General features: G+C 60.0%; 16 protein-coding genes. 10 read left to right on the forward strand and 6 right to left on the reverse strand.

What is annotated here, in order from left to right; genetic code table 11:
* Positions 1–33 precede the first annotated feature (33 nt).
* Positions 34–1,827 (forward strand): flavin-containing monooxygenase, encoded by a 1,794-nt coding sequence (locus MB02_RS02760; protein WP_067531974.1) that lies wholly within the window; start codon positions 34–36, stop codon positions 1,825–1,827.
* On the opposite strand, the gene MB02_RS02765 is transcribed toward MB02_RS02760, so the two are convergent.
* Positions 1,824–2,633: an SDR family NAD(P)-dependent oxidoreductase gene (locus MB02_RS02765; protein ID WP_067532380.1), complete on the reverse strand. Its 810-nt coding sequence runs from the start codon at positions 2,631–2,633 to the stop codon at positions 1,824–1,826. The two genes, MB02_RS02760 and MB02_RS02765, sit on opposite strands and share 4 nt — an antisense overlap.
* A 135-nt stretch (positions 2,634–2,768) precedes the next feature.
* On the opposite strand from MB02_RS02765, the gene MB02_RS02770 reads away from it, so the two are divergent.
* Together MB02_RS02770 and MB02_RS02775 are read left to right on the forward strand one after the other, a co-directional pair.
* Positions 2,769–3,395, forward strand: coding sequence for a Rossmann-fold NAD(P)-binding domain-containing protein (locus tag MB02_RS02770; RefSeq protein ID WP_067531976.1), 627 nt, complete (start codon positions 2,769–2,771; stop codon positions 3,393–3,395).
* The gene (locus MB02_RS02775; protein WP_067531978.1) at positions 3,389–4,156 is read left to right on the forward strand and encodes an SDR family NAD(P)-dependent oxidoreductase; all 768 of its coding nucleotides are present in this window, start codon (positions 3,389–3,391) and stop codon (positions 4,154–4,156) included. The genes MB02_RS02770 and MB02_RS02775 overlap by 7 nt, the downstream gene beginning before the upstream one ends.
* A 1-nt stretch (position 4,157) precedes the next feature.
* Here the strand turns inward: MB02_RS02775 and MB02_RS02780 are convergent, their stop codons facing one another.
* Together MB02_RS02780 and MB02_RS02785 are read right to left on the reverse strand one after the other, a co-directional pair.
* Entirely contained in the window at positions 4,158–5,372 is a 1,215-nt protein-coding gene (locus tag MB02_RS02780; protein ID WP_170304609.1) for a cytochrome P450, read from the reverse strand.
* Positions 5,373–5,382: 10 nt separating this feature from the next.
* On the reverse strand, positions 5,383–6,567 hold the full coding sequence (locus MB02_RS02785; protein WP_067531982.1) for a cytochrome P450: 1,185 nt from the start codon (positions 6,565–6,567) through the stop codon (positions 5,383–5,385).
* A gap of 436 nt (positions 6,568–7,003) precedes the next feature.
* On the opposite strand from MB02_RS02785, the gene MB02_RS02790 reads away from it, so the two are divergent.
* The 6 genes from MB02_RS02790 (at position 7,004) to MB02_RS02815 (ending at position 13,574) form a co-directional block, all read left to right on the forward strand.
* Entirely contained in the window at positions 7,004–7,897 is an 894-nt protein-coding gene (locus tag MB02_RS02790; RefSeq protein WP_170304610.1) for an LLM class F420-dependent oxidoreductase, read from the forward strand.
* A gap of 186 nt (positions 7,898–8,083) precedes the next feature.
* A complete protein-coding gene (locus MB02_RS02795) occupies positions 8,084–9,841 on the forward strand; it encodes a cation:proton antiporter domain-containing protein (RefSeq protein WP_067531986.1) in 1,758 nt (585 codons plus the stop codon).
* A gap of 171 nt (positions 9,842–10,012) precedes the next feature.
* The gene (locus MB02_RS02800) at positions 10,013–10,693 is read left to right on the forward strand and encodes a TetR/AcrR family transcriptional regulator (protein WP_067531988.1); all 681 of its coding nucleotides are present in this window, start codon (positions 10,013–10,015) and stop codon (positions 10,691–10,693) included.
* A gap of 76 nt (positions 10,694–10,769) precedes the next feature.
* A complete protein-coding gene (locus MB02_RS02805) occupies positions 10,770–12,230 on the forward strand; it encodes an FAD-binding protein (RefSeq protein ID WP_235829399.1) in 1,461 nt (486 codons plus the stop codon).
* A 12-nt stretch (positions 12,231–12,242) separates the two neighbouring features.
* Positions 12,243–12,773, forward strand: coding sequence for a VOC family protein (locus MB02_RS02810; RefSeq protein WP_067531991.1), 531 nt, complete (start codon positions 12,243–12,245; stop codon positions 12,771–12,773).
* Positions 12,774–12,785: 12 nt separating this feature from the next.
* Entirely contained in the window at positions 12,786–13,574 is a 789-nt protein-coding gene (locus MB02_RS02815) for an SDR family oxidoreductase (protein WP_082825941.1), read from the forward strand.
* 98 nt (positions 13,575–13,672) lie between these two features.
* On the opposite strand, the gene MB02_RS02820 is transcribed toward MB02_RS02815, so the two are convergent.
* Positions 13,673–14,959 carry a DUF1214 domain-containing protein gene (locus MB02_RS02820; protein ID WP_156495386.1) on the reverse strand — a complete coding sequence of 429 codons (1,287 nt, stop codon included), beginning with the start codon at positions 14,957–14,959 and terminating at the stop codon, positions 13,673–13,675.
* 159 nt (positions 14,960–15,118) lie between these two features.
* The gene (locus MB02_RS02825; protein WP_067531996.1) at positions 15,119–17,506 is read right to left on the reverse strand and encodes an arylsulfatase; all 2,388 of its coding nucleotides are present in this window, start codon (positions 17,504–17,506) and stop codon (positions 15,119–15,121) included.
* 109 nt (positions 17,507–17,615) lie between these two features.
* Between MB02_RS02825 and MB02_RS02830 the strand changes: the two genes are divergently transcribed.
* Positions 17,616–18,515, forward strand: a complete 900-nt coding sequence (locus tag MB02_RS02830) for a helix-turn-helix domain-containing protein (protein WP_067531998.1) — start codon at positions 17,616–17,618, stop codon at positions 18,513–18,515.
* Positions 18,516–18,533: 18 nt separating this feature from the next.
* On the opposite strand, the gene MB02_RS02835 is transcribed toward MB02_RS02830, so the two are convergent.
* Positions 18,534–18,731, reverse strand: coding sequence for a hypothetical protein (locus tag MB02_RS02835; protein WP_067532000.1), 198 nt, complete (start codon positions 18,729–18,731; stop codon positions 18,534–18,536).
* Between the last annotated feature and the right edge of the window lie 117 nt (positions 18,732–18,848).

An 18,848-nucleotide genomic window follows, 5' to 3' on the forward strand; every position in this document is an offset into this window, starting at 1 on the left:
AACAGGCGCTGCAAGCGCCGGGAGAGCACCGGATTGAAACAGACACCGGAATCCAGCGACCTTGAAATCGATATCGAGGCATTGGAGCAGAAGTACGCCGAGGAACGGAGAAAGCGCCTGCGGGCAGATGGGCTCAACCAGTATGCGCCATTGGAAGGGAAGTTCGCGGACTTCGCGAAGGACCCTCACGCCGATCCAACGCTGAAACGCGATCCGGTGGCGGAAGAGATCGATGTCGCTATCATCGGGGGCGGATTTTCCGGTCTGCTGGTCGGATGCCGTCTGCGTCAGGCAGGAACAGAGGATGTCCGGATAATCGAGAAAGGCGCCGACTTCGGCGGGACCTGGTACTGGAACCGCTATCCCGGCGCCGCATGCGATGTGGAATCGTACATCTACATGCCGCTGCTCGAAGAACTGAGTTATATTCCGACCGAAAAATACGCACGGGCGGCGGAAATTCATGACCATTGCCGGAGGATAGGCGAACGGTTCGGCCTTTATGAAAAGGCACTGTTCCAGACCACGGTTACACAGGCGGCGTGGGACGCCGACAGGTGCAGGTGGATCGTGCGAACGGATCGGGGGGACACACTCGCGGCACGCTTCCTTGTTTCCTGCATCGGCGTGCTGAGCACACCCAAGCTCCCCGGCATTCCCGGCATCGCCGGTTTTTCCGGCCATGCCTTTCACACCAGCCGCTGGGACTACGCCTATACCGGCGGCGATGCCAACGGCGGAATGACCGGTCTGGAAGACAAGGTCGTGGGGATTATCGGCACCGGCGCGACCGGCATACAGTGCACCCCTTACCTGGCGCGTTCAGCCAAACATCTCTTCGTCATCCAGCGAACCCCTTCCTCCATTGACGCACGCGGCAACCGCCCCACCGACCCCGACTGGGTTCAGGAACTCAAACCCGGCTGGGCGCAAGAACGCAGAGACAATTTCACAGCTGTAACGTCAGGCGCCAATGCGAGCCGGGACTTGGTGAACGACGGCTGGACCACACTGTTCCAGACACTCATGGGCACAGGCGGCGATGCCGCTACCACACCGCCGACTCCCGAGGCATTGAGGTTGGCGGAAATGCGCAAGATGGAGGAAACGCGGCAAAAGATCGACAGCATCGTACATGATCCAGACACCGCTGCCGCGCTCAAACCCTATTACCACTATATGTGCAAGCGCCCGGGTTTCAGCGACGATTATCTCGACACGTTCAATCGCGACAATGTGACTCTGCTGGATACCGCGGGCCGGGGCGTGGAACGGATCACCGCGAAAGGCATCGTCGTCAATGGCGAGGAATACCCGCTCGATTGCCTGATTTTCGCAACTGGCTTCGCTTTCATGACGGATTTCACGAAGGAAGCGGGCTTCGACATCGTCGGGGAAGGCGGACAGCCGTTAAGCCGGCACTGGGCGGAAGGGGCCCGCACCCTTTACGGCATGCAGACCCACGGCTTCCCCAATTTCATGCTCATCAGCTATGTTCAGTCCGGCGCATCAATCAATTACGTGCACATCGCCGACGAGCAGGCGCTGCACATCGCGCATATCGTCACGACCTGCCTCGACCGGGGGATCGCCGCCATCCAGCCGACGGAGCAGGCCGAAGCCGGCTGGGTCAACGAAGTGCTGGAATCGTCCGCACAAAGGCGGGCGTTTCTCGAAACCTGTACGCCGGGCATCTACAATTTCGAAGGGAAGCGCGGCCGGGCCCAGCAACTGAACGACTTATACAACGGCAACCCGATGGACTATCTGGCCCGGCTACGCACATGGCGGGAGGCAGGAACCCTGCAAGGCATGGAAACCCGTTAGCCCCCGCTGCGCTTCAGGAACTCCGCATAGGCGGGATGATGTATCAGCAGCCCGCCATCCACCGAAATGATCTGCCCGGTGACGAATGCCGCCGCAGGGGAAGCGAGAAACACCGCCACCGACGCGATATCCTCTGGCCGGCCCAGGCTGGGCGTCAGGTGGCTGCGTTCATAGATTTCGATTTCCTCGCGCGAAATATTGGCGGCAAGCGCAGGCGTCTGGATCACCCCGGGTGCAATCGCGTTGCACCTGATGTTCTGCTTGCCATAAAGCGTCGCCACATAACGGGTGAGCGTATTGAGCCCGCCCTTGGAAGCCCCGTAGGCCGGACGCGCGAGATCCCCGGCCAGACCGGAGGCGGACGAAGTGTTTATGATCGCACCACCGCCGCGCTTGAGCATTTCGGGAATGGCATATTTGCAACCGAGCATCGGGCCTCGCAAATTCACTGCAAATGCCTCGTCCCACACCTCCGCATCCATTGAGACGATATCGCAATCGCGATTCATCAATGACGGTGACGATGCCGCCGCATTGTTGTGCAGAATGTCCAACCCGCCAAAACGATCGACAGCCGCTTCGATAGCCGCCTTGATGTCCGCTTCCTTGGACGCGTCCATGCGAACGCCAGTCGCGCGATAACCCTGGGCCACGATTTCATCCGCGACCCGTTCGGCCCCGGTACCGTCGAGGTCGGCAACAACCACAGCGGCACCGGCACGAGCCATGGCGAGAGAAGTCGCCCGGCCAATGCCCGAAGCCCCGCCAGTGACCATGGCCACCTTTTCAGAAAGCATCTCTTCCATAAATTTCTCCATTTTACGCATTCTCGTTATTTTTCCGATATTCGCGTTGATCCAATGGTATTTTCAAATACAAATTGACACTCTCCGGGTTACGGATCCGATCATCCAGAGACATAAGAACGGTAGGAGAGGTCATTGGCACGCACAGATGTCACGGTCATTGGGTACGATGACAGTGAAGCCTGCCGCATCGCACAGGAATTTGATGCACGCTTCATTCCCCTCGCCCGCGATGCCGATGACGACACTTTAGCCGCATGGCGGGATACGACCGGGTCAGGCCCACGATCAGGCAGTGTTGTCGTGGCGTTGTTTCCGAAGCTGCAAGACCATGCCCCGATATCGTCCGTCGCATCCCCCGACTGGGACAGTCGCGCGGATACCCCGCTCTTGCATTGGATGGTCGCTCTTGGCGCGTCCGCGTTGCTGTGCGCCGATGAAGGCACAATCGTCGCCGTCACCGATTGCCCCCCTCCGCTGGATGCCGCGGGCCTTGCGCCCGAGGCCGCGGTGGCAGAGGCGGTTTCCGCCCTCACCCGCTCGCTGGCTCTCTCCGAAGGCAAGCGTGGCGTGCGTGCCAACACGATCCTGACACCTTGCCGCCTGGTCACGGATCCCCCGATCGCACCTGCACCGCCTTTGCCGGGGTTTCCCGGCACGATGGAGGAGGATGTCCTGAACGCAGTGAAACTTATCCTGTCTCCAGAGGCAGCGCATCTTAGCGGGCACGTTCTTCCCGCAGATCGGGGGCGGTCATGGTGAAATCCGGCAAGCGCAGTGTACTTATTACCGGTGCCAGCGGCGGCGTTGGCCGTGGTATCGCACTGGCCTGCGGCGAAGCGGGCTGGAATGTGTGGATCGCTGCACGCCGTGCGGCAGAAGGCGAAGCCGTGGCCAAGGAAGTCACTGATGCAGGCGGCACCGGCCACTTCGTGAGTTGCGACGTGACGGACGAAAGCTCCGTCGCTGATGCCCTGGCCACTGTCGTTGCCACCGATGGCAAGCTCGACGGCGCGGTACACAACGCCACAAGCGACCTGTCGGCAACCAAGCATGCCGTGTTGCCGGACTTCACAATTGGGGAAATTCGGCACCAGATGGCGGTGTCGATGCGTGGCAGCTATCTTCTGGCTCACCTCGCGTATCCTCATCTGAAGGAAAGCCGGGGAGCCTTGCTGCTGCTGACATCCGAGGCCGGTTTCGAAGGCAAGGCGAAACTGCCCGTCTATGCATCGGTCAAGGCGGCGCAACGGGGATTTGGCCGGGCTCTTGCCCGCGAATGGGGGCCGGAAGGGATCAGGGTAAACTGCCTGGCACCACTCGCCACCACGCCCGCGCTCGACGTGGCATTCGTCAACGACCCGTCGATGAAAGCCCGGGTCATGGGCCGCAACCCTTTGGGCCGGCTTGGCGACCCCATGCAGGATATCGGCCGCGCCGCGCGCTTCCTGCTTTCGGAGGATAGCGCCTACGTTACCGGGCACACGCTGATGGCCGATGGCGGAAGCTGCCCGGTGACATGAATTAACTGGCGACGAGGTCGAGCCGTTCGGGCCCATATTCGAGATGGTGTGCAACACATCGCCACTCGAAGCCGGGCTTGAACGCCAGACTGGCTTCCGGGAACTGCGCCAGCATTTCTTCCAGCACGACACGTCCGATCATGCGGGTGAGATGGTTGCCCAGGCACGTGTGCGGACCATACCCAAACGCGATATGATTGCGGGGATTCTCCCGATCCAGCCGGAATTCGCCGGCGTCGGGAAAGACTGAAGGATCGCGATTGGCCGCCGCGATACCCAGCATGATATGCTCCCCTTTGTGAACCGGGCACCCACCGATCTCGCCCTCTTCCCGCGCCGTGCGGAAAAGGAATGAAACCGGCGATTCATGGCGGAGCGATTCATCCACCGCAGGCGGGATCAAGGCGGGATCCGTCCTGAGAGCCTGCCGGAAGTCCGCATCCCGAACGAAGCGATAGAGGAGATTGCCGAGCATGTAGCTGGCGGAAAGCGAACCCGAGAGAATATTGACCATCAGCGTGCGGATGTGGTGGGCGCCGATTTGCCAGCCGTCGTCACCGCGCGCCTGGATCATCGTCGTAATCAGGTCGTCGGGCGCCTCTGCCCCCGCTTCTTCGCGTTCCGAAATCAGACCGTCGAGCACGGCGGAAAATTCCGGAAACGCCCCCTTGATCCCCACCCCGCGATCGGTCTTGCCATGGGACGGCCATGTGCTGTGGAGCAGTTCATCGCACCATTCCATGACCTGTTCATGCAATTCGTCGGGGATGCCCAGGACGTGCGCAGAGACGGAGCCCGGCAAGGGAATTGCAAGCGCCTTCATCAAGTCGCCGCCGCCCGCCTCGGCAAAGCGCTCCAGCCGCCGCCGTACATTGTCACGGGCCCAGCCTTCGGCAGCGATAGCGGCCTTGGGCGTGAACTGCCGCATGAGCACCGCCCGAATCCTGGGATGCAGCGGAGCGTCAATTTCGCCAAGGAAGCTTTCCTCCACCGGCACGGTAACGCCGGGGGCCCGCATGTCCCCCACGGATGAAAACCGCACGATGTCCATGAACGCATCGCGCGTGTCCTTCCATCGCGTGGTCAGCACCATATCCGCAGCCGGACGACATACCGGCTTGGTGGCCCGGATGCGGTCCATCAGGGCGAAGTCCTTGGATTTCGAGGTATCGTGCGGATCGAAAGCGAATTGGTCGTCGATCGGTTGGCTGCCCATTTTCATTTCCTCATCCAAAGACAATCGGCACACTCGCGAGGCCCCGTGTCGGAACCAGCTGGTTACGGACCACGCCACTCTCCACAATGTCGAATTCCGGGGCCACTTCGAGCAGCGCCTGCAACGCGACGCGAGTTTCCAGCCGTGCGACGGCAGCCCCCAGACAAGTGTGAATGCCTTGGCCGAAGCTCCAATGCGTTTTCACGCGGGGCCGGTCGAAATCGAGACAGCCGGGATTATCGAAGACATCCTCGTCGTGGTTCGCAGATCCATAGAGGATCAGCACCTGATCGCCTGCCGGAATGGTCACACCGTGCAGTTCCACATCGCAGGTGGTCACGCGGGCGAGACCCTGCACCGGGGATACGAACCTGATGAGTTCTTCCAGCGCGGTGGACCACCGCGACGGATCAGCTGTCAGCTTCCGCCGTTCGTCCGGGTTACGCCCCAGAGCGATCACCCCGTTGGCGATCATGTTCATCGTCGTGTTCTGTGACGCGTCATGCAGCAGCGAACAAAAGCCCGCGATTTCGGCATCGCTGAGTTCCAGACCGGCCTTGTCATGGTGCAGGATCTGGGAAATCAGGTCCGATCCCTTGTTAACGCGGCGTTCCGCGACAAGCCGCTTCCAATAGGCGTCCATTTCCCCATACGCCTTGAGAGCGGCGGGGCTGGTAAAGTCCGAGCCGGCAAGCGTGTCGAGATTCCAGCGCAGGAACTGGGCCCTGTCCTCGGTCGGCAGATCCATCAGCGCACACATCGTGAGTGTCGGGATCAGCTGGGCAAAATCGGTCGCCGCATCCAGACGGCCTGCGGGCGCCAGTTCCCGCACGATCTCTCTCGCCGAACGGGCAATATCGGGTTCGAGATCCGTCACGCGCCGGGGCGTCAACACGCGCGCAAGGATCGCGCGAAGCTCATCATGCCGTGGCGGGTCCATGTTGAAGATGTTCGGCGGGATCAGTGTGATGTCGGTGTCGATCAATGTTCCCTTGGCCGAAGAGAACCGCCGCCAGTCCTTCAATGCCGCATCGATATCCTCAGCCCGGCTCAACATCCAGTAGTGGGGCCAGATACGGTGATCGGCGATCTCACGCTTGTAGACCGGATGTTCCCGACGCATCACCTTGTAGGCGGAAAACGGGTCCTCGAAGAATTCCGGTGCGAACGGATCGAAATAAAATGAACTATTCACCGCGCTCTCCCTTTGCAGTCCGGAAGCATGGAGCCCCCATCAGGCAAAGCTTCGGCAGCACCGACAACCGAAAAGCACTCATCCGGAAGCCGTCGCATACCTCTGCCCATCATCGGCCAGCGGCACTCATGAGAGAGCGATCCGGCTTTCCCGGTCGCAACTGTATGAAGTCCTGAGCCGGACTTTCATTCATAGCCTCTCCGCCAACTTGTATTCTTGGCCTGTCCAGCAGACGACAAATCGAAACCTGACGCTGCCGTCAAGTTCACAATATCCGGTTTGGCAAATCGCCCATGCCGCACCCCTCGAATTCCGAGGATGCGGAAATTAGTGAAGCAGCCGTTGGAACCGGCTGTGCAAATGGGCTCCAAAGAGCTGGAGTGTCTGATTTGCGTTTCGTGGAGGTATGCCTGCACATGACGAAGAGCCCCGCGTTGTGAAAATCTCCGTCCAACTGCTCATCACCGGGGAGGAGCAGGAACCGCTGCCGCTGTTTCTCGCAGAAGCCGCCCGCATTCTCGAACAACGCGGGATTGCCGGTGTATGGGCCGCGGAACATGTCGTGGCTTTCAGCGACTATGACCCGAAATACAGTTATCCCTACAGTGACGACGGGCGACCGCCCGCACAACTGTCCCAGGCCGGCCTTGTCGAACCTTTGACAGTGCTCACCGCACTTGCCCTGCACAGCACCACTTTGCGGCTCGGAACCGGCATTGCCATTCTGCCGCAACGCAACCCCGTCTATTTCGCCAAAACCGCCGCCGCCCTCGATCTGTTGTCCAATGGCAGATTCATAGCCGGCATCGGGCTCGGCTGGAGCGGACAGGAATATGCCGCCACCAATACCCCGTTCGAACGCAGGGGCGCTCGGCTGAACGATTACATCCAGGTGATACGAACCCTCTGGGAAGACCCCGTTTCGGAATATCACGGCGAATTCTACGATCTGCCGGCCTGCATACACTTGCCCAAACCGGTGCAGCGCCCCCACCCGCCCCTGTATTTCGGCGGTGAGAGCATCCCCGCCATGCGCCGGGTCGCCAGATTCGGGCAAGGATGGTTCGCCATGCGCATGACGCCGGATATTCTCCGCCCCAAGCTCGCGGCACTCCAGGACCTCCTGGCCGAGCATGGGCGATCACCGACGGACGTCGACATCGTTGCGTCACCCGGCGATCGCGAGTGCAATGCCGATATGATCGCATCCTTTGCCGAGCTCGGCGTGTCCGAAGTGGTGGTGCCAATTTTCGCAAATTCCGTCGATGCTTTCCGCCGCGACGCGGATCTGATTCAGAGCGGTCTGGTGGAACCTTCCACACACTTCTGATTCCTCGCTTGGGGATCGCAGCTCGCCCACCGCCTGACGATGGCGGGGCATCAGATTCACATGGTAACCTTGGCGATGATCGGGCAAGGCAGGGCCTGTCACGTTTGCCCGGCAGCTTCGTGGCACCGGTGAAAGTAAGAATGTCCCGCCAGGGTGCGACATTCCGGATAATTGGGGACGGTCCCGATGCATGACGTTAGCCAGACGTCCTTGTTAAGCGAAGGCGTGATCCTGCTGGGCTTTGCCCTGGTGTTCGTGCTGCTGTTCAGGAAACTGGGCCTTGGCGCCACGCTGGGATACCTTCTCGCCGGGGCTCTGGTCGGTCCACAAGTCCTCGGATTGGCAGGTGATGCGGAAGGGAAGATCAGCATCGCCGAACTGGGCATTACCCTGCTGCTGTTCGTGGTCGGGCTCGAGCTCAACCCCGCCCGCCTCTGGCGGATGCGGCGCGACATCCTCGGCCTCGGCTTGATGCAGGTGGCGGCCTGCGGCCTGGTTGTCTCGGCGATCATTGCCATTTTCGCGCACTTTTCCATTCCTGCGGCACTGGCGCTGGGATTACCGCTGGCGCTCTCTTCCACGGCGCAGGTCCTGCCCATGCTCCAGTCTTCGGGCCGTCTGCGTACCCCCTTCGGCGAACGCGCCTTCGCCATCCTGTTGTTTCAGGACCTGTCGATCATCCCCCTCATCACGATCATTGCCGCGCTCAGCCGGAATCCCGCCGACGCAGGGGGGCCAGCGGGCTGGCTGCTGGCAATCTACACGGTCATCGCCATCGCCGGATTGATCGCGGCGGGCCGGTTCGTCATTCGCCCCCTGTTCCGCCTGATCGGCAATCTCGGCGAACGCGAAATGTTCGTGGTCGCAGCCCTGTTCACAGTGGTCGGCTCGGCAGTGGTGATGGAATGGCTGGGGCTGTCCACTGCTCTGGGCGCATTCGTCGCCGGTGTGATGCTGGCAGATTCCCCATACCGGCATGAACTGGAAGCGGATGTCGAACCGTTTCGCTCGATTCTCCTCGGCCTGTTCTTTCTGGCCGTGGGCATGCAGCTGGACCTTGGGGCTATCGCCGATCGCCCGCTGTTCGTCGTCTCGATGGCATTGGCGCTGATTGCCGCGAAAACATCCATCATCATGGGCATCGGGCTCGCCTTTCGGATGGAATGGCGCAACGCGCTCGCCCTGGGCCTGTTACTCAGCCAGGGGGGTGAATTCGGCTTTGTCCTGTTCACCCAGGCGCAAAACGCCCTTTTGATCGCGCCCGAGGCTGCGAGCATATTCGGTGCCATCGTCACTCTGTCGATGGCGACGACACCGTTCCTGATGGCCGCCACGCGCCGTATCAGGGAAGCTCCGCCTGCCCGGGATCAAGTACGCGAAAAGCCGCATGCCGAAGGCGCGAATGCGATCGTCGTCGGGTATGGCCGATTCGGTCAGACAGTAGCCCAGATGATGATCGCCAACGACATCCCGGTGACCCTGATCGACAATGATATCGAGATGATCGATGTCGCCAGCCAGTTCGGTGCCAAGGTCTATTTCGGCGACGGCACCAGGCTCGATCTGCTGCGTCAGGCAGGCGCGAACGAGGCCAAGCTGATCCTGTTTTGCATCGATGGCAACCAGCTCAACGCGGAAATGCTCGAAGGCGTGCATGAGGCATTTCCCGACGCAACGCTGTATGTGCGCGCGTTCGACCGTCGCACTGTGTTCCACTTGCGGGGCGCACCGGTAAAGCATGTGGTGCGCGAGGTGCTGGAATCCGCCGTGAAAATGGCAAGGTTCGCGCTGGAAGATCTCGGCATCAATCTGGAGGAAATCGACCGCACAGAGGACATGTATCGTGCGCGCGACAAGGAACGGATGAAACGACAGATCGAAACCGGCGATCTGCACGCCGCGAGAGACCAGATATTTACCAGACCGGGCCAATCGCTGGAATAGCGCGAGAGCGATCAGCGGCTGTCCACAGGCCTGCCCCGCATGGTAGGGCATTGCGCGCGAAGGACGGAGAACCGTCGCCACGCTTTAGTGGCACGTCTATTTGCCATACCGGCATCCACCGCCGATAGAGCGTGATAACATCGGTTCAGGAATTATCGAGAAGACGCAATCATGACCAAAGGCGCAGCCGTCTCCAAACCGGAAACCCGGCGCGGCCGGCCACCCGGCAGAACTGCCTATCAGGAGCAGAAACGCCGCGAGAGCCGAAAGGCCATCCTCGATGCCGCGGTGGAGATCTTCTCATCCACGCAGTACATCAATGCGACGATCGACGACATTATCCGGACCGCTCAGGTCAGCCGGGCGACCTTCTATGGCCACTTCGAATCCAAGCTGGCTCTTGCGATTCAGATTTACGATGGCATCGTCGCCGACTGGCAGAACCATTTCGACAAACTGGCCGACAAGGACACCCTCCAGCCGGGCCGGCTTGAACAATGGATCGAAGCCCTGGCGCAACTCTATATTGCGCATGGCTACGTAACTCCGTTGGTCGAACAACTGGTCATCTTCGAGGACAATTTCAGATTGCGCCTCGATCGGGATCGGGACGCCGTTATCGACCGGCTTGCGCGGACCGGCTTGCAGGGTTTTGCCTGTGCAATGGGCCCCGGCCATGACGCGCTGCTGCAGCGTACACGCATCCGTCTGCTGCTCCACCGCCTCGATCAGGTTTGCGGAATGATCTCGCGGCCCGGCCACGTCTCCGCTCAGGACAAGGCCGCATATATCGAGGTGCTGGCCGACGAATTGCGGCAACTTCTCGCGCAGGAGGCAGCAGCCCGCGAATAAGCGCGCCCGGCATCGCAGACAGGTTGACCAGACTGACAGTTCAGCATAATTCATGGCGCAAAGGGAGAGGATCGCCGTGAACAATTCGGACGAACAACTTATCGTCGATGCATCGACTGTCGACCATTGGGCAAACAGCGCAGATGTGGTCATCGCGGGCTTCGGCATGGCAGGCGCCTGCGCGGCGATCGAAGCGGCGGAAACCGGCGCTTCGGTCATTGTCATAGAACGGAGCAGCGGCGGCACGGGCAGCACGTCGGCCGCCGCCGGCCACTTCTATCTCGGTGGCGGCACCGCAGTGCAAAAGGCATGCGGCTTCGACGACGACGCGACCGAGATGGCCCGCTATCTCGAAGCGACGTCGGTTGATCCCGACCATGAAAAGATCCGTCTCTATTCCGAAGGCAGCGTCGCGCACTTCGACTGGCTGGAAGCCCAGGGCGTGCCGTTTGAACGCAGTTTCTATCCAGAAAAGAACGTCGTCCAGCCAGGTCCCGAATGTCTGATCTGGACGGGAAACGAACAGGTCTGGCCTTATCGGGAAAAGGCCAAGCCCGCCCCGCGAGGGCATAAGGTAGCATTCGATGGCGAAGAAGGTGGAGGCGCGCTCGCGCTGCGCATTCTCTCCGAAAACGCCACGGCATGCGTCTCCAAGGTCATGACCGACACGAAAGTCGAGGCCCTCGTCCGCGATGGTGATCGGATCGTCGGGGTTCGCGTCAAACAATATGGAGAAACAAGTTTCATCCGTGCGCACAAGGCCGTGATCCTGGCAGGCGGAGGCTTTGGCCAAAATACCGAGATGGTGGCGAAATACGTTCCCATCATGCAGTCATGCTTCGTACAGGGCAGCCCTTACGATGACGGGCTGGCCATTCGCATGGGCGAAGCCGCCGGCGGTGGACTGATGTTCATGGATCAGCCGTTCCTGACATCGCCATTCTATCCACCCCAGGATCTGCTCAAGGGCATTCTCGTCAACCGCGAAGGCAAACGGTTCGTAGCGGAAGATTCCTATCACAGCCGGTCCAGCATCCATGCCGCGCACCAGCCGGAAGGGATCGCCTATCTGATCGTCGATGAAGAGATTTTCGCTTATCCGCGCTTTGCCGAACTGACCAATCAGCAACTGATCGACGGCTTTGAAACGATTGCGGAAATGGAAGCCGCCCTGGCCCTTCCCGATGGCAGCTTGCAGGCAACAATGGCGGCCTACAACGAAAACGCGGCCAAGGGCGAAGATCCGGAATTTCACAAGTATCCGAAGTGGATCAAGCCGCTCGACAAAGGCCCCTATGCCGCGTTCGACCTTTCGTTCGGCAAGGCCGTCTATACCGGCTTCACTCTGGGCGGCCTCAAGGTGTCGGCCAATGGGGAAGTGCTGACCGAAGGTGGCCTTACCGTACCCGGCCTTTACGCGGCAGGCGCCTGTGCATCCAACCTGGCACAGGACAGCAACGGTTACGCATCCGGTACCCGGCTGGGCGAGGCATCGTTTTTCGGACGCCGCGCCGGACGACATTCCGCAACATCATAAGGAGACAGGATCATGAGCATGGCAAAGCACGGGCCGATCGACCAGATCGGCGTTCTGGTCGACGACCTCGACGCCGGGATACGCCATTGGAAGGACGTGCTGGGCGTCGGCCCATGGACGGTGTTCCGCAACGTATCCATGCAAGGCAATTATCGCGGCCAGGACGGTGTGGTGATGATGGACGTCGCCATGGGCTATCAGGGCGAAACCCAGATCGAACTCATCAAGGTTACCAACGATGCACCCTCGCCTTATCGCGATGGAACCGGTGCGCCGATCATCGGCCTTCATCATCTGGCCTGGCTGGTCGACGATCTCGATCAGACGGTGGCCGATGTCACGGCTGACGGCATGACCGTGATCTTCCAAGCATCCAACCCTGGCACACGCGTCGCCTATTGCGAAATCGAAGGGGAACCAGGCCCCCTGTTCGAATTCATCGAAGGTGCTCAAACCGCGGAACTGTTCAAGTCCGGCCGGGAGGCGACCAAGACATGGGACGGCAGCAATCCGATCACCGAATTCGACTTCACGGCAATGTAGGCGAACATGGGCATGGACCGGAGATTGGACGGCAAGAAGGCGCTCGTTCTGGGTGTCGCCCCGCAAAACATCGGTGCGGCGATTGCGAGAAAATTCATCGACCACGGCGCAGAAGTGGTGATCGCAGGCCGGCGTGAAGAACCCTTGCGCGAAATTGCGGAAGAGATCGGTGCCGGATGGGTCGGTTGCGACATAACCGACGAGAACAGCCTGAACTGCGCCGTGGCCGAAAGTGCGGCCAAAATGGGCGGCCTCAATGTCGGGGTGAACAGCACCGGGTGGGGATTGCTGAAGCCATTTCTGGAAACCGACCGCTCCGAGCTGGAGCAGATGGCCGCCTTGCAGTTCACCGGTCCGTTCCAGTTCTTCCAAGCCCTGCTGCGCAATATGACAGATGGCGGATCGATCATCCAGATTTCGTCAGTGACAGCAACCATCATGTTCGAGGATCACGCCGCCTACATGGGCACCAAGGCCGGGATCGATCATGTCATTCGCTGCGTGGCGAACGAATTCGGGCACAAAGGCATACGGGCCAATTCGATTGCGGCGGGCGGAATTGCGGACGCCCCGATGTCGGGCGGAGGCATGGCCCTGCCCGCGATGCGTGACCTCTATATGCGGGAAATCCCCCTTCAACGGCCGGGTGTGGCAGCCGACGTCGCCAATGCCGCCTTGTGGCTGGCAAGCGAGGAATCAGACTTCGTCACAGGCCAGACCATTCATGTCAGCGGAGGGCAGACACTACGTCGCAACCCATCGATCGCCGAAGTCTATGCCGTGTTCGGAGAAGCCGGCTAAGTCCCTGAATCCGGGTGATCGGCCTGTGACATAAAACCGGCATCCGGCGCCACGGGAGCATGCTCCCGTGGCGCCCTGCATGAGCGGACGTCCAGCAATTACCACAGGATCCTTTGCAGGAAGGCTGCCCGCCGATCGCGAACCTGCTGCTCACGCTGTTCCCCGCTGACAGTGGGGGTGTCAGCCGGCAGATACTTGCGAACTTCCGCCAGCTTGATCTTCTTCAGCGAGGGCATGGGCTGCGCATTGCAGTCGGTCCACCGCCCCTGAACCACGCCGGTCGGATTACCGGCCGTGTCCAGCCAGTTGGGCACACCCGGATCCCGCGCCGAAATGACGATCCGCAGCTTGCCATCCTTGTCCACCTGCGATTGCGTATCGTTGAGACTGCTCTGATTGTTCACCCAATCGGTCGTCTCGAATAGATCGTTGGTGAGGATCGTAGAATAATATCCGCACTGTGAAGGCACAGTGGTTTCCAGAATGAGCGCTTCATCGTCCGCCAGTTCATAGACGCCGTGGTAATAGAATTGCCCGATCAAGCCACCCATGCCCGAAATCACATCGAAAATGCGCAGCTTGTTGACATAACCCTGCTCGCGAAGCTCGCCGGGAATACCGACGAGAAACAGTGCTGTCCTGGCAGTCCTGGCTGCCAGTTCATCCATGCGCTTACGCAGCGATGCGGCGCTTTCGCGCGGACGCTGTACCGGTTTGTCCAACCGTTCTATGGCCACGGTGGGATCCCGCTCTTTGCCCCAGTCGGCGGAAACCTGGCGAATGACCAGGCTGCGCGCACCCGGTTCCAGTTTCCACCAGTCCCCTTCGTAGCCTTCGGGCTTCACGGGGCTCAGCAGGACATCGTACCGGCCATCCTCATCAGTGGCTAGGGCATTGAAATCGCCATACGCCAAAGGCACCACAGGCCCCGTGCCATCGGCACCCGCCACGGACATTTGCCCCAGCTTGAATATCCGCACCGATCCGCGCGTCCCGCGCAAGCGATAGCTCCCGGCCGGATCAATCAACGCTTCCTTGTAAATCGTATCCGAGTTTGGCTGATAGATATTCAACGTCTGGTTCAACGACGGCAAAAACACCGGATGCTCCGGATCGGCGCTGACGGCTTCAAGCGACCTTGCCGCCAGTGCCTCCAGCATCAACCTGCCTATCTCCTGGCGGATTTGAGGATCGGATTGCTGCGCAGCAGGCAGTTTTTCGAGAATGCGCGTCGGCAGATCCCGCAGGCCATCGAGGAAATCGGTCCAGCCTGGCGTTACCTCGCCATCCGCACCAACAGGGGTTTGCGCATGTCCACTCGATGCGATGCCAAGCGACAACGCCGCCAGCATGGACATCGCCGGTCTTTGTAGTTTTCTTCTCATCTGCTCACTCTCCCGATGTGTTGATTATCTGTTGGATCGCGCCCTTGCCCGTTCATCGCGTTTCCCTGGTCCCTCCGACAGGTATCACAATTCCACTCCTGCAGTGAAAGCTGACCGGCAAGTTGTTGCGCACGGGTATCCAAGAGCTTCCTTCCCCTTCTACCGATGTCCTTCCGCTTCCGGCAGAGTGACGTCGATTCTGTTCAGGCTGCCGTTGAAATGGGGATTTTCCGGGTAGTCGGCCACGACATGAGTGCCGGAATCATCGCCAATATCGAAAGTCTCGGTCGCCTCCGCCATGAAAGGGGAAATGCCCTCCACCCGGCCGCGCGCCACCTCTTGTCCTCCAACCGTGATCGTCATCGTACCGCCACGCCGACTGGCCGGGCCCGCATCAGGATCGAAACGATAGCCAATGCGATTGGGCCCCGGACGGACCGGTGCCGGTGCGGAAACCCGGCAACGATCTTCTGGCCGTTGCGATTGCGCATAGACCACCGTTGGTCGGCCTTTGTCGAAATAGAAGGCCCAACCGCCAAACCGGCCACCCGATGCCAGCAGGACTCCTTCGGCCCCGTCTGCAGGGATCACCACATCGGCATCGACTGAAAACGCCCCCGGTCCCAGCCGGGGGGCGGATTCTTCTGCGATATGGAGGTTCGTTCCCCAATATGTGTAACTGGTCCGGCCCTGCTTGTACGGATTTATCCGCAGTCTGGCCAAAGTGCTGTCATCCAGTGGGTAAACATGATTTTCCCGCGCTTGCTTGTCCCATAACTCCTGCATGGAACGCAGTTTTTCCGGATAGCGATCCGCGAGATTGTGAGCCTGCGCAAAATCATGTCTGAGATCATAGAGTTCCCATGGCCATTGCGTGATTGCAATCGGATCTTTGGCCGCACTCTCCCATGGGACCCGGTTGGGCGTGGTTCCTGCCCACCAGCCGTCGTGATACAGGCCGCGGTTTCCGAACAGTTCGAAATACTGGATGTGCCGGCGATCCGGCGCATCGGCCTTTCCGAACGTATATACGAAACTGATCCCATCCATGCGTTGCTGTTCAATGCCGTTGACTTCCTGTGGTATCGGCACTTTCGCCGCTTCCAGCACTGTCGGCATGACATCCGTCACATCGAGGAACTGACTACGCAACCCGCGCTGTGCGATCTGCCCAGGCCAGGAAACGACCATCGGATTCCTCGTTCCTCCCAGATGCGAGGCCACCTGCTTGAACCACGGAAAGGGCGCATTCAACGCCCAGGCCCAGCCTGTCGGGAAGTGCCCGTAAGTATTCTCGCTGCCCAGTTCGTCCAGTTGGGACAGCAACCAGTCGGGATCTTCACGAATAGCACCGGAAATGGCCGCGGCCCAGTTGGTCGTGCCATGCAGGCCGCCTTCCGGACTGGTTCCATTGTCCCCTTCGATAAAGATCACCAGCGTATCGTCGGTCTCACCCATGCGGTCGATTTCGTCGAGCACGCGTCCGACCTGAGCATCCTGGTAAGCCACCATCCCCGCGAACACTTCCATCATTCTCGCGGCGACAGCCTTCTCCTCAGGAGAAAGCGTATCCCATGCAGGCAACCCTTCCGGGCGCGCCGTCACGGCCGTGTCCGCAGGAATGATCCCTTCCTGTTTCTGCCGGGCCACGATCCGGTCACGCAACCGGTCCCAACCATCGTCGAACGCTCCCTTGAAACGCGCAATCCACTCCCGCGGAGCCTGATGAGGCGCGTGGGCGGTGCCGGGCGCATAATAAATGAAAAACGGCTTGTCCGGCGCCGAAGCCTTCTGCTCGTGAATCCAGTGGATCGCATCGTCAGCAAGGAATCTGTCCAGCACGGAATCCGTGCCACCGGCATCTGGCGGCGCTACGCGATTGGTGCCGCGCACCAACGCCGGATCCCATTGGTTCGTCTCTCCACCGATGAAACCGTAGAAGTAGTCGAAACCAAGACCGGTCGGCCAATGATCGAACCGGCCTGCGGGCGAGGTTTCCCAGATCGGAACGTTATGATGCTTGCCGAACATGGCCGTACTGTAGCCATTCTGACGCAGCACTTCGGCAACCGTCGCCGCGCTTTTGGGAATAATCGAATTGTAGCCGGGATATCCGGTCGCCATGTCGGTGACCACACCCATCCCCACCGCATGATGATTGCGCCCGGTCAACAGGGCCGCGCGGGTTGGGGAGCATAGCGCAGTGGTGTGGAACCGGTTATAGATCAATCCGCGAGCCGCCAAACGGTCCAGATTGGGTGTCGGCACAGGGCCACCGAAAGTGCCAGCGGCGCCAAAACCTATGTCATCGGTCATGATCACCAGGACATTCGGCGCGCCTGCAGGCGCAGTCACCTGCCCCGGATAGGCAGGGGTGGAATCCTTCGCCGACTTGGCGATCGTCCCCCGGAATTGTTCAACAGGATAGGGTAGAGTTACCCTCTCGGCAGTCTGTGCGAATACCGCACTGCCGCCACCGCAAAGGATATTCGCCGAGGCAGCCGCCATCCCCAAAAAGGCGAGACGACCGATACTTTTGCCCCTCATGCCCCCTCACCCTCATCTATTGTTTGAGGTGCGATATTGCCTGACGCCAATTGAGTGAAGAACCCGAATTGGCTTGAACAATTCGGACATCATATTGTAAAATTCTCCAATGAGTTCGTCGAATGCCGTGTCACCGATCTTCAAGCGGATCGTACAAAGCCGGTTGACTGCGGCCGATCTGCATTTCGATCTGACTCTGGACGAATGGCCTGCGCTGGAAGGCCGCGCGATTTTCAATACTTCCCACAGCCTCGCCTATCGCTTCGCCGCCCATCAACACGGTGAAGGTTGCTATTACGACGAGGGGCAGTCGCAGGCATTTTCAAGACTTGGTACGGTGGTGTTCATCCCGGCCCACAAACGCTTGCGATTACGCGGTGAAGGCGGGACGTTGCGGCACGGACGGCTGGAATTTCCGCCCGGCCATTTCCCCGAACTGGATCACATGCTGGCATCGGCCCCGGCCAGCGTTCTGCAGCATTGCATGAACATCCAGAGCAGGGAGATCCTTCAGACATTGCACCGTCTGATCCTGGAGGCTCAAAATCCGGATTGGGCCTCGCACAGAATCCTGGGCAATCTGGGGGAAATCCTGTGCCTGGACGTGATGCGATATCTGACGAGAGCGCAGTCCCGGGATCTCCCCAACCCGATCTCCAGGGATACCTTTCGAGATCAGGTCGACCGCCATTTGGCGTCGCTGCACATTCTCCGGACATCGGTGAGTGAGATGGCCGAACTCCTGGGCATAGGTGAGCGGCAATTTTCAAGAAAATTCCGCGAAATCTATGGGGTCACGTTCACCTGCCACATCCGGAACATCCGGATAAGCAAGGCAAAATCCCTCATTTTAAAGAACAGCTTCTCTCTCAAGGAAATCGCATATTACTGCGGCTATGCGGACCATTCCGCATTTTCGAACAACTTCCACCAGGTGACGGGGCTCACTCCGTCGAGGTATCGGGTATTACACGGTAATCACGACCTGAATCGCCCTGCTAGCCTGTGATGAAAATTGACTGCCCCCTCAGTCCGGCGGCGGCGGTGTTTCCGGGACTTCGCGATGGGGCAATTCCGTTTCAGGCAACTGAAATGGGGCTTCGGCAGGATTTCTCACCGGAGCCTCGGCTGGCATATCGGGACTTGGCCGTTCCGGGGGTGCCTGGGGTTCGATCTTGTCCGGCTGCGGACCTCCAGCGACACTTTCGGTGCTGTACTGATACATTTCTCTCTCCGAGAAGAATGAGACACAATCTGTACTTGATTTATGGATGAACGGCGCAACTTGTTCCCGGCCAGCCGCCATTTCTCGATCAGCACACAGGTGCAGCAGATAAATCGA

This window comes from Croceicoccus estronivorus (assembly GCF_001625325.1).
Lineage (GTDB): Bacteria > Pseudomonadota > Alphaproteobacteria > Sphingomonadales > Sphingomonadaceae > Caenibius > Caenibius estronivorus.